An 11,401-nucleotide genomic window follows, 5' to 3' on the forward strand; every position below is an offset into this window, starting at 1 on the left:
CGTCGCACGAGTACGCCGCGGCCGGCACGTACACCGTCACGTTGACGGTCACGGACGACGACGGCGCGCAGCACGCGGTGTCGCACGACGTGACGGTCGAGGAGGCGGCGCCGGCCGCGCTGGCGATCGACGCGTTCGGTCGGTCGGTGACCGGTGGCTGGGGTTCGGCGGACACCGGTGGCGCCTGGACGACGGGTGGTTCGGCGGCGCTGTACTCGGTCTCGGGTGGCGCCGGTCGGATGACCGTGAACCCGGGCTCGACGCCCCGGGCGCGGCTGGACGGCGTCTCGGCGCAGGACGTCGACGTGACGCAGGTGGTCTCGCTCGACCGGCTGTCGGACACCGGTGTGGCGCAGGCGTGGGTGTCCGCGCGCACGTCGGGCTGGACGTCGGAGTACCAGGCGTCGGCCAGGGTGTCCCAGACGGGTGCCGTCGCGCTGCGGCTGGTGCGGCGTCTGGCGGGCGGGGACACGTCGCTCGCGAACGTGAACGTCACGGGTCTGACCTACACGCCCGGCCAGCAGCTGCGGCTGCGGCTGCTGGTCGAGGGGGAGGGTACGACGACGCTGAAGGCCAAGCTGTGGGTCGACGGGCAGTCCGAGCCGGCGGCGTGGACCGCGACCGCGACCGACTCCACCGCGGAGCTCCAGGACGCCGGCGGGGTCGGGGTCGGGGGCTACTCCCCGAGCACCACGACGGGTGCCGTCGTCCTCTCGGTGCGCGACTTCGCGGCCCTCGAGCCGGGTGCCGTGGTGCCGGTGCCGAACGTGGCCCCGGTGGCGGCGTTCACCTCCTCGACCGACGGGCTGACGGCGTCGGTCGACGGTTCGGGGTCGACCGACTCGGACGGGACGATCGCCGGCTACGCGTGGGACTTCGGTGACACGGCGACGGGCTCGGGGGCGACGGCGTCGCACGAGTACGCCGCGGCCGGCACGTACACCGTCACGTTGACGGTCACGGACGACGACGGCGCGCAGCACGCGGTGTCGCACGACGTGACGGTCGTGGCGCCCGAGCCGGGCGTGCTGGCGGCGGACGCGTTCGGTCGCTCGGTCACGGGCGGCTGGGGCTCTGCCGACACCGGCGGTGCGTGGACGACGGCGGGTTCGGCGGCGCTGTACTCGGTCTCGGGCGGGGCGGGTCGGCTGACCGCGAACCCGGGCTCGACGCCCCGGACGCGGCTCGACGGGGTCTCGGCGCGCGACGTGGACGTCTCGGTCGTGGTCTCGCTCGACCGGTTGTCGGACACGGGCGTGGCCTCGACGTGGGTGGCGGCGCGGACCTCGGGCTGGACCTCGGAGTACCAGGCCGTGGTGCGGCTGACGCAGACCGGGTCGGTCTCGGTCCGGCTGGTGCGACGGCTCGCGGCCGGTGACACGGTCCTGGCCACGGCCACGGTGCCGGGCACCTACGTGGCCGGGCAGGCGCTGCGGGTGCGGTTCGCGGCCGAGGGGCAGGGCACGACGGACCTGCGGGCCAAGGTGTGGGCCGACGGGCAGTCGGAGCCCTCGGGGTGGACGGCGACCGCCAGCGACACGACGGCCGAGCTCCAGGACGCCGGTGGGATCGGCGTGGCCGCGTACTCCCCGGCCAGCACGACCGGCGCCGTCGTCGTGTCGGTGCGCGACCTGCGCGCGACGGAGATCGCCTGATCGCCGTCCTGATCTCACCCGCCGAGCCGCCTCGACACCGCCTCGCCGTACGGGGACACTGAGCCGTCGTCGGCGGGACGGAGGCTCGAGATGCCCGCAGTGGGCAACGCGGACAGCCTGTCCATGCTGCTCCTCGTCGGTGCGATGGGCGTCGCCCTGACGCTGATCGTGCACGCGCGCCCGCAGGCCGGGTATGCGACGTACCTCATCGTGCTGTGCCTCGTGCCGCCGTGGGTCGCGGTGACGGTGGGCGTGCTCGTGACCCCGTTGATGGCGATCGGGCTCGCGATCGTCGTGGCGCTCTGGAGCGGGTCCGGGATCCGGCTGCTCGCCTTCGACGTCGTCACGATCGTCGTCATCGGCTCCGTGGCCGTCTCCTTCCTGCTCGGCTACGTGGGCCTGACGCAGGCCTACGCGGCGATCATCGGGTGGGGCCTGCCGTACCTGGTCGGCCGGCTCGGGACGCGCGTCGACGGCGACTGGCTCAGCACGTGTGTCGCGGTGGTCTTCGTCGTCGTCGCGGTGCTGGCGATCGTCGAGTTCGTCGGCCGGCGCAACTGGTTCGTCGAGATCCGGTTCCCGAACTCGATGTACGCGGGGTGGAGCGGGATCCGCTACCGCGGCGGCCTGCCGCGCGTCGAGGGAGCGTTCGGCAACTCGATCGCCCTCGGTGCCTGCCTGGCGATGGCGGTCCCGTTCGTGTGGGTGTCCCGGCTGCGCCCCGCGGTGAAGGCGATCGCGATCCTCGTCGTCGCGACCGCCGCGGTCCTCACGTTCAGCCGCATCGGCATGCTGTCCGTGGTGCTGGGCGTGGTGCTGTGCGTGACCCTGCTCGGCCGGCAGGTGAGCAGGGGGTTCCGCATCGGGACGGCGACGCTCCTGGGGATCGGCGTGGTGATCGCCGCGCCACTGGCGATGGACGTGTTCTCGAGCGCGGGCGACGAGGCGGCCGGCAGCGCGGAGTACCGCGGCGACCTGCTCTCGCTGGTGCCGACCATGACCTGGCTGGGGCAGTCGTCGGCGAGCGCTCGCGACGCCGCGGGGACGCAGTCGTTCGGGTCGTTCGAGTCGATCGACTCCGCGTTCATCCTCGTCGGGCTCACCTACGGGCTCATCCCGCTCGCGCTGCTGCTCGTCGGCGCGCTGGCCGCGGTCGTCGCGCTCGTGCGTGGGCACCGCGGGCCGGCGCTCATCTCGATCGTCGCGATCCTGCCCGGGCTGACGTCGGTGGCCTTCATCACCCAGTTCACGACGTTCTTCTGGTTCGTCGCAGGGCTCGCCGTCGCACAGGTCGGCGCCAGGTCCCGCGTGCCGCAGGACGAGCGGAGCACGACGCCACCGGATCTGCACAAGATGGACGCGTTCGGCGGACGCGTCGTGTGACGACGCGGTGGTTCAATCGCTGATCAACGACGAGAGTGAGACCCCATGACGTTGCACGACGCAGTGCTCGCCGTGCGCAAGCACTGGCTGTGGGTGCTGGCGCCGATCCTGGTGCTCACCCTCGGCATCGGCTACCTGTCCGAGCGCGCCGAGCCGGTGTACCGCGCGCGCACGGCGCTGTTCGTCGCGCTCACCGTCGGGGACTCGGCGTCGGACCTCAACCAGGGCTCGAACTACACCCAGGCGCAGATGCTCTCGTTCGCCGAGCTCGCGTCGCTGCCGATCGTCCTCGACCCCGTCGTGGAGGAGCTGGGCCTGACGACGTCCGCGCGCGCCCTGGCCGGCAGCATCTCGGCCACGACCCTCAACGGGACGTCGATCCTCAACATCGCGGTGACCAACCCTTCCCCCCAGGTGGCCGCGGACATCGCGAACGCGGTCGCGGGCGAGCTGACCACGGTCATCGCGCAGGTCGCCCCGACGACGACCGAGGGCACGGCGTCGATCCGCGCGACGATCGTGGACCAGGCCGTCGCGCCCAAGCGGCCGGCGTCGCCGAACGTCGAGCGCAACGTGATCGCCGCGGCGCTCGCAGGCCTGATCCTCGGACTGGCCGCCGCGTACGTGCGGCAGGCGTTCGACACGCGGGTGCGCCGGCCGGAAGAGCTCGAGGCGGCGATCGACGTCCCGCTGCTCGGGGTCGTGCGCGGCGTGCGCCGCAGCGAGCTCGAGGTGCGCGTCGGGGACGCGGTGCTCAACGGTCCGCAGGCCGAGGAGTTCCGCCGTCTGCGCACGAACCTGCAGATGGTCGGCGAGCGCGGCGCACCGCGCATGTTCGCCGTCTCGTCGGCCGTCGAGGGCGAGGGCAAGACGCACACGAACCTGCGCCTCGCGTTCTCGCTGGCCGCGGCGGGCGACCGCGTGCTGGTCATCGACGCGGACCTGCGCCGGCCCGCGGTGGCCGACCGGCTCGGGCTCGAAGGAGCCGCAGGTCTCACCGAGTGCCTGGTGGGACGTGCCGAGTTCGACGAGGTGGTGCAGCACCTCGGCGACGGGCCGTCGATCCTCGCGTCGGGCGCCACGCCGCCGAACCCCGGTGAGCTGCTCGCGTCCAAGGAGTTCGCCGCGCTGCTCGAGCAGGTCGCCGACGAGTACGACGCGGTGTTCATCGACACCCCGCCGCTGCTCCCGGTGGCCGACGCCGTCGTCGTCTCCCGCCAGGTCGCGGGGCTGATCCTCGTCGTCGACGCGCACAAGGCCCGGCGGCCGCAGCTGACCCGTGCGGTCGACGCGGTCCACCGGGGCGGCGGTCGCGTCGTCGGGGCCGTGCTGAACCGCTCGCGCACCGCTCAGGAGGAGTCCTACGTCTACGGCTCACCGAGCCGGCGGACGCGCCGCTGGCCCCGCTCCGAGCGCGTCGACGGGGCGCACACCCGCGCCAAGGCGGGCCAGACGGGTTAATTCACCCTGTCGCACATGTCGGAAATGCCCGGTGACCGCCTAGTCTCGACGTTGTCCGGAATGCCCCGGACGAGCGAGTGACCTGGGGGTTCGGATGGCACGACGAGTGGGGTACGCGCCGGGCGCGTACGACCTGTTCCATGTCGGCCACCTGAACATCCTGCGACGGGCGCGGGAGCACTGCGACTTCCTGATCGCGGGCGTCGTGAGCGACGAGATGCTCGAGCAGGCTCGTGGCCGGCGGCCCGTCGTGCCGCTGGTCGAGCGCATGGAGATCGTCGAGCACATCGCGTTCGTCGACGCGGTGCACGCCGAGGTCGTCCCCGACAAGCTCGAGACGTGGCGCGAGCTGCAGTTCGACGTGTTCTTCAAGGGCGACGACTGGCGCGGCACGCCCAAGGGCGAGGCCCTGGAGCGTCGCTTCGCCGAGGTCGGGGTCGAGGTCGTGTACTTCCCGTACACGCTGCAGACGTCGAGCACCGCGCTGCGGCGTGCGTTGGCGACGCTGAGCGGCGGGACGTCCTCGCCGGAGCTCGCGGGCAGCTCGCGCTGACCTACCCGCGCTGACCGACCCGCGACAGCGGCGCGTGCCGCTGGTGTCCGAGGCGTGCCGTCCGGCTGTCGGGTGCGATGTCGGTGGCCGCTCGTAGACTGTGGCCGCACCCCTGAGCGCGTCGTCCGGTGCTCGCCGCAGCTCTTCGCTGCACCGGCTGTCCGCGTGTGCGGGGGCGTTCGTGCTGCCCGCACGCGGGTGTGGGCGGACTCGTCGTGCCCGAAACCTCGTGCCCGAACCGTCGCTTGAACGACCGTCGCTGTGAAGGACCCATGGACCTGACCGGACTGCTGCCCGCCCTGCTCGCCGACCCTGCCGCAGCCGCCGCGCTCGAGGCCCTGCCTGCGCGTGGGGCGGTCGACGTCGTCGGGCCGGCGGGCGTCCGGCCGCCGCTGCTGGCCGCGCTGGCCGGCGCGGGCGGGCACGTCAAGGGGCGCCCGCTGGTCGTGACCACCGCGACGGGACGCGACGCCGACGAGCTCGCCGACGCGCTGCGCTGCTACCTGCCGGACGACGACGTCGCGGTGCTCCCCGCGTGGGAGACGCTCCCGCACGAGCGGCTCTCGCCGCGCGCGGACACGGTCGCGCGGCGCCTGGCGGTGTTCCGCAGGCTCGCGCACCCCACCGCGGAGCCGGGCCCGGCCGGGCCGATCCGCGTGCTCGTCGTGCCGGTGCGCGCCCTCCTGCAGCCGATCGTCGAAGGCCTCGGTGAGCTGCGGCCGGTCGAGGTCGCCGTGGGTGACCGGGTCGACCTCGAGGACCTGACCCACCGGCTCGTCGACGCCGCGTACAGCCGCGTGGACATGGTCGAGAAGCGCGGCGAGTTCGCGGTGCGCGGCGGGATCCTCGACGTGTTCCCGCCCACCGAGTCGCACCCGCTGCGCATCGAGCTGTGGGGTGAGGACGTCGAGGAGATCCGCTGGTTCTCGGTCGCGGACCAGCGCTCGCTCGAGATCGCGGACCACGGGCTGTGGGCGCCGCCGTGCCGCGAGATCCTGCTGACCGACGAGGTGCGCGAGCGGGCCGCGGCGCTCGTCACGCAGCTGCCCGGCGCGATCGACATGCTCGACAAGCTCGCCGCGGGGATCGCCGTGGAGGGCATGGAGTCGCTCGCGCCCGCGCTCGTCGAGCGCATGGTCCCGGTGCTGGACCTCGTCCCCGACGACGCGCTGCTCGTGCTGGTCGACCCCGAGCGCATCCGGCGCCGCGCGCACGACCTGGTCGCGACCACGCAGGAGTTCCTCGAGGCGGCCTGGACGTCCGCCGCCGCGGGTGCCGCGACGCCGCTGGACCTGTCCGCTGCGTCGTTCGCGACGTTCGCCGACGTCCGCGCGCTCGCGGCCGTGCGCGGGCTGGGGTGGTGGACGCTGTCGGGCTTCACGCTCGACGCGGGTGCCGACGAGTCCGAGGCGGACGCGCCCGTGCGCGAGACCGACGGCGTGGAGACGCTCGTCGTGGCCGCGCGCGACGTCGAGCGGTACCGCGGTGAGGTCGCGCGGGCCGTGGCCGACGTGCGCGCGCTGCAGCAGGCCGGGTGGCGGCTGGTGCTCGCGACCGAGGCGCACGGCCCCGCGCAGCGCATGGTCGAGCAGCTCAAGGCCGCGGACTGCCCCGCGCGGCTCGTCGCGTCGATCGACGACGAGCCCGAGGGCGGCGTCGTCCTGGTCGTGCCCGCGCCCGTGGGACCGGGGTTCGTCGCGGAGGCGCAGCGCCTCGCGGTGTTCTCGGAGTCGGACCTCACGGGGCGTGCCGGCTCGTCCACGCGCGACATGCGCCGGATGCCGAGCCGGCGCCGCAACGTCGTCGATCCCTTGGCGTTGCGGGCGGGCGACTTCGTCGTGCACGAGGCGCACGGCGTGGGGCGGTTCGTCGACCTGGTGCAGCGCACGATCGGCTCGGGCGCTGCCGCGGCGACGCGCGAGTACCTGGTGATCGAGTACGCGTCGTCGAAGCGCGGCCAGCCCGGCGACCGGCTGTACGTGCCGACCGACCAGCTCGACCAGGTCACCAAGTACGTGGGCGGCGAGGCGCCGAGCCTGAACCGCATGGGCGGCTCGGACTGGACCAAGACGAAGAGCCGTGCGCGCAAGGCGGTCAAGGAGATCGCGTCCGAGCTCATCCGGCTGTACTCGGCGCGCATGGCGACGCCCGGGCACGCGTTCGGCCCGGACACGCCGTGGCAGCGCGAGCTCGAGGACGCGTTCGCGTACGTCGAGACGCCCGACCAGGCGGCGACGATCGACGAGGTCAAGGCCGACATGGAGAAGTCGATCCCGATGGACCGGCTGGTCTGCGGCGACGTCGGCTACGGCAAGACGGAGATCGCGGTGCGCGCGGCGTTCAAGGCCGTGCAGGACGGCAAGCAGGTCGCGGTCCTCGTCCCGACGACGCTGCTCGTCCAGCAGCACCTCGACACGTTCGCCGAGCGCTACTCCGCGTTCCCGGTGACGGTCAAGGCGCTGTCGCGGTTCCAGACGGCCAAGGAGAGCAAGGCGATCGTCGAGGGGCTCGCGGACGGCTCGGTCGACGTCGTGATCGGCACGCACCGGCTGATCACCGGCGACGTGCGGTTCAAGGATCTCGGGCTCGTCGTGATCGACGAGGAGCAGCGGTTCGGCGTCGAGCACAAGGAGACGCTCAAGGCGCTGCGCACCAACGTCGACGTGCTCGCGATGTCCGCGACGCCGATCCCGCGCACGCTCGAGATGGCCGTGACCGGCATCCGGGAGATGTCCACGCTCGCGACCCCGCCCGAGGAGCGGCACCCGGTCCTGACGTTCGTCGGCGGGTACGAGGAGAAGCAGATCTCCGCCGCGATCCGACGCGAGCTGCTGCGCGAGGGTCAGGTGTTCTACGTGCACAACCGCGTCGAGTCGATCGAGCGCACGGCCTCGCGGCTCAACGAGCTCGTGCCCGAGGCCCGCATCGCCGTGGCGCACGGGAAGATGGGCGAGCACCAGCTCGAGCAGGTGATCGTCGACTTCTGGGAGAAGAAGTTCGACGTGCTGGTCTGCACGACCATCGTCGAGACGGGCCTCGACATCTCGAACGCCAACACGCTGATCCTCGAGCGCGCCGACCTGCTGGGCCTGTCGCAGCTGCACCAGCTCCGTGGGCGCGTCGGTCGCGGTCGCGAGCGCGCGTACGCCTACTTCCTGTACCCGCCGGAGAAGCCGCTCACCGAGACCGCCCACGACCGCCTGCAGACCATCGCGGCGAACACCGACCTCGGCGCCGGCATGGCCGTGGCCATGAAGGACCTCGAGATCCGCGGCGCGGGCAACCTGCTCGGCGGTGAGCAGTCCGGGCACATCGAGGGCGTGGGCTTCGACCTGTACATCCGGATGGTCGGTGAGGCGGTGGCGGCGTTCCGCGACGACGTGCCCGAGGAGCTGCCCGACGTCACGATCGAGCTGCCCGTCGACGCGCACATCCCGCACGACTACATCGCGCACGAGCGGCTGCGCCTCGAGGCGTACCGCAAGATGGCCGTCGCGGCCGACGAGACGACGCTGCGCGAGGTCCGCGCCGAGCTGGTCGACCGTTACGGGCCGGTGCCCGAGGCGGTGGACAATCTGTTCGAGGTCGCGCAGTTCCGGCACCACGCGCGTCGGGCCGGGCTCAGCGACATCACCGCGCAGGGCAAGTTCGTGCGGTTCGCGCCGCTCGACCTGCCCGAGTCCGCGCAGCTGCGGCTCAAGCGCCTGTACCCGGGCTCGGTCCTCAAGCCCGCGGTCCGCACGGTGCTCGTGCCGTTCCCGACGACCGCGCGCATCGGCGGCAAGCCGCTGCACGGCCACGAGATCCTCACGTGGTGCCGCCAGCTCATCGACGCGGTGGTGCTGGCCGACGTCTCCGCGGCCGCCCAGGTCGGCACCACCCGCTGACCCTGCCCGTCCGGGCGCGACCCCGCACCTGCTCAGGTTCTCGCGCGCGAGACCGCGAGCAGGCGCGGGGTCGTGCGCGTCGGAGTGCCAGGGTCAGAGCGTCGAGGTCAGACCCGTCAGGGCGCAGGCGTCAGGCGACGCGGGCCCAGGACCGTCAGGAGGGCGAGCTTGTCCGCGTCCGGGGAGCCGGGCGTCGTGGTGAAGACGAGCAGGCGCTGACCGGTGTCCGTGTCGAGCAGCGTCTCGCAGTCGAGGGTCAGCACCCCGAGCTCGGGGTGCTGCAGGCGCTTGGTGCGCACGTGCTTCTCGTCGACGTCGTGACGCGCCCACAGCGCGGCGAACTGCTCGCTGCGCCGCGACAGGTCGTCGACGAGTCGGGCCGCTCGTGAGCCCTTGCCGGCGCGCGCGTACGCGGACCTCAGCTCCGCGACGAAGGTCACGGCGCGCTCGTCGTGGTCCTCGGGCGGGTAGACGTCGCGCGACGACGGATCGGTGAACCACCGGTACACGGTCGACCGCTCGAAGCCCTGGAACCGGGTCTGGTCGCCCAGCAGCGCCGCCGCAGCCGGGGTCTGCACGAGCGTCTCGCCGAGCTCGGTGATGACCTGCGCCGGGGTGTCCTGCAGGCGGTCGAGGATGCGCAGGATCGCGGGCGCCACGTGGTCGGTGCGGCTCGTGCGCTCGGGCGCGTGGTGACCCGCGAGGCGGAACAGGTGGTCGCGCTCGGCGACCGTGAGGTGCAGCCCGCGCGCGATCGCCGCGAGCATCGGCTCCGACGGCTGCGGACCACGCCCCTGCTCGAGCCGGCCGTAGTAGTCCGCCGACATGCCGCACAGCGCGGCGACCTCCTCGCGCCGCAGCCCGGCCGTGCGCCGGCGCGGCCCGCGGGGCAGGCCGACGTCCTCGGGCTGCAGCGCCGCGCGCCGCGCTCGCAGGAAGTCGGCGAGCTGGGGTCGGTCCATGCGCCCATCGTCGCTCCCCGCGTCGACCCGCAGCCAGGGATCGCCCATCCCCGGATACGTGCGGCCTGGATCAGCCCGTGGGTGGGCCCCACCGTGGAGGGCACGGATCACCCCCACGGAAGGACCACCCATGACTCGCACCGCACTCGTCACCGGCGGCTCGCGCGGGCTCGGCCGGGCGGCCGCGCTCGCGCTGGCCGAGGAGGGCGCCGACGTCGTCGTCACCTACGTCCGCGACAGGACCTCGGCCGACGAGGTCGTCGCCCTGATCACGGCGGCGGGCGGCCGGGCCGCTGCGCTCGCGCTCGACACGTCGGCCGTCGCGTTCGAGGAGTTCGCCGACGCGCTGCGCTCCGTGCTCGACGGCTGGGGTGCCGCGGGCCTCGACGTGCTCGTGAACAACGCCGGCGTGGCCGGGCACACCCCGTTCGGGTCGATCACCGCCGACGACATGGACGCGCTGCACGCGATCCACGTGCGCGGGCCCGTGCTGCTCACGCAGGCGCTCGCACCCCTGCTCGTCGACCGCGGCCACGTGCTCAACGTGTCCACCGGCCTGACCCGCTTCACGGGCGGCTCGGCGTACAGCGTCTACGCGGCCATGAAGGGCGCCGTTGAGGTGTGGACGCGGTACCTCGCCAAGGAGCTCGGCCCGCGGGGGATCGCGGTGAACTCGATCGCGCCGGGTGCGACGGCGACCGACTTCGGCGGCGGCGTCATCCGCGACGACGAGAGCTACCGGACGATGATCGCGGGCGTGAGCGCGATGGGTCGCGTGGGCGAGCCGACGGACGTCGGGCGCGTCGTCGCGGCGATCACGTCGCCGTCGATGTCCTGGGTCACCGCCCAGCGCATCGAGGCCTCGGGCGGCCAGTCCCTCTGACCCCACCTCCCGCGACCCAGGGCCTGCTCCGGCCCCCGACCCGCTGAGGGCGAGCAACCGCTGCCTCGTCACGGACGACCCAGCGCCTGCTCCGGCTCCCGGCCCCGTGAGGGCGAGCAGGCGCTGGGTCGCGGCGCGGTCCGGGCACGCCGCAGGGACGGAGCTCGGCGTCGCGTGGGGGGTGGGGGGGTCAGGCGTCGACGATGTCCGCGCCGGCGGCGTTCTTCCTGATGGACTCGATCGTCGACTTGGCCGACGCCTTCTCGGTGTACTGCTGGCTGTGGGCGAGCACGTTGCCGTTCTGCGCGACGATCCGGAAGAACCACTTGCCGTTGTCGCTCTTGACGATCTCGAACTTCACGGGAGCCTCCACTCGGGCGTCGTTGCCTGATGCGCCCAGCCAACACCCGCCCGGCGCCGACGACCAGCCCCCGCCGACGACTCACCCACCCGGCTCACCCCACCCAGCACACCCTCCGGCCAACGGTCGTCACCCCCGGAGCAGGTGCTGGGTGGCGGGGTGGGGGAGCGACGACCCAGCGTCTGCTCCGGCTTCGGGGTGGTGAGGCCGGAGCAAGCGCTGGGTCGCCGGGTAGGGGAGCGACGAGCCAGCGGGT

General features: G+C 73.2%; 8 protein-coding genes. 6 read left to right on the forward strand and 2 right to left on the reverse strand.

What is annotated here, in order from left to right:
- The 5 genes from CGE01nite_RS15580 to mfd all read left to right on the forward strand — a co-directional run.
- Positions 1-1,655, forward strand: a 1,655-nt coding sequence (locus CGE01nite_RS15580; protein ID WP_141371645.1) for a PKD domain-containing protein, incomplete at its 5' end; no start/stop codon positions are given.
- Positions 1,656-1,745: 90 nt separating this feature from the next.
- Positions 1,746-3,038 (forward strand): O-antigen ligase family protein, encoded by a 1,293-nt coding sequence (locus CGE01nite_RS15585; protein WP_141371646.1) that lies wholly within the window; start codon positions 1,746-1,748, stop codon positions 3,036-3,038.
- A gap of 45 nt (positions 3,039-3,083) precedes the next feature.
- The gene (locus CGE01nite_RS15590) at positions 3,084-4,499 is read left to right on the forward strand and encodes a tyrosine-protein kinase domain-containing protein (RefSeq protein ID WP_048342295.1); all 1,416 of its coding nucleotides are present in this window, start codon (positions 3,084-3,086) and stop codon (positions 4,497-4,499) included.
- Positions 4,500-4,593: 94 nt separating this feature from the next.
- Positions 4,594-5,052 (forward strand): FAD synthase family protein, encoded by a 459-nt coding sequence (locus CGE01nite_RS15595; protein WP_141371647.1) that lies wholly within the window; start codon positions 4,594-4,596, stop codon positions 5,050-5,052.
- 272 nt (positions 5,053-5,324) lie between these two features.
- Positions 5,325-8,939, forward strand: coding sequence for a transcription-repair coupling factor (mfd, locus tag CGE01nite_RS15600; RefSeq protein ID WP_141371648.1), 3,615 nt, complete (start codon positions 5,325-5,327; stop codon positions 8,937-8,939).
- Between the two features lie 116 nt (positions 8,940-9,055).
- Here the strand turns inward: mfd and CGE01nite_RS15605 are convergent, their stop codons facing one another.
- The gene (locus tag CGE01nite_RS15605) at positions 9,056-9,901 is read right to left on the reverse strand and encodes a helix-turn-helix transcriptional regulator (RefSeq protein WP_141371649.1); all 846 of its coding nucleotides are present in this window, start codon (positions 9,899-9,901) and stop codon (positions 9,056-9,058) included.
- Between the two features lie 130 nt (positions 9,902-10,031).
- On the opposite strand from CGE01nite_RS15605, the gene CGE01nite_RS15610 reads away from it, so the two are divergent.
- Entirely contained in the window at positions 10,032-10,784 is a 753-nt protein-coding gene (locus tag CGE01nite_RS15610; protein ID WP_141371650.1) for an SDR family NAD(P)-dependent oxidoreductase, read from the forward strand.
- A gap of 190 nt (positions 10,785-10,974) precedes the next feature.
- Here the strand turns inward: CGE01nite_RS15610 and CGE01nite_RS15615 are convergent, their stop codons facing one another.
- On the reverse strand, positions 10,975-11,145 hold the full coding sequence (locus CGE01nite_RS15615) for a YegP family protein (RefSeq protein ID WP_082156286.1): 171 nt from the start codon (positions 11,143-11,145) through the stop codon (positions 10,975-10,977).
- Positions 11,146-11,401 lie beyond the last annotated feature (256 nt).

Source organism: Cellulomonas gelida (genome assembly GCF_006538725.1).
Lineage (GTDB): Bacteria > Actinomycetota > Actinomycetes > Actinomycetales > Cellulomonadaceae > Cellulomonas > Cellulomonas gelida.

Bases quoted from the DNA above. Each gene is read 5' to 3' on its own strand.
- CGE01nite_RS15585 (WP_141371646.1), top strand. From the start codon at position 1,746: ATGCCCGCAGTGGGCAACGCGGACAGCCTGTCCATGCTGCTCCTCGTC.
- CGE01nite_RS15590 (WP_048342295.1), top strand. From the start codon at position 3,084: ATGACGTTGCACGACGCAGTGCTCGCCGTGCGCAAGCACTGGCTGTGG.
- CGE01nite_RS15595 (WP_141371647.1), top strand. From the start codon at position 4,594: ATGGCACGACGAGTGGGGTACGCGCCGGGCGCGTACGACCTGTTCCAT.
- mfd (WP_141371648.1), top strand. From the start codon at position 5,325: ATGGACCTGACCGGACTGCTGCCCGCCCTGCTCGCCGACCCTGCCGCA.
- CGE01nite_RS15605 (WP_141371649.1), bottom strand. From the start codon at position 9,901: ATGGACCGACCCCAGCTCGCCGACTTCCTGCGAGCGCGGCGCGCGGCG.
- CGE01nite_RS15610 (WP_141371650.1), top strand. From the start codon at position 10,032: ATGACTCGCACCGCACTCGTCACCGGCGGCTCGCGCGGGCTCGGCCGG.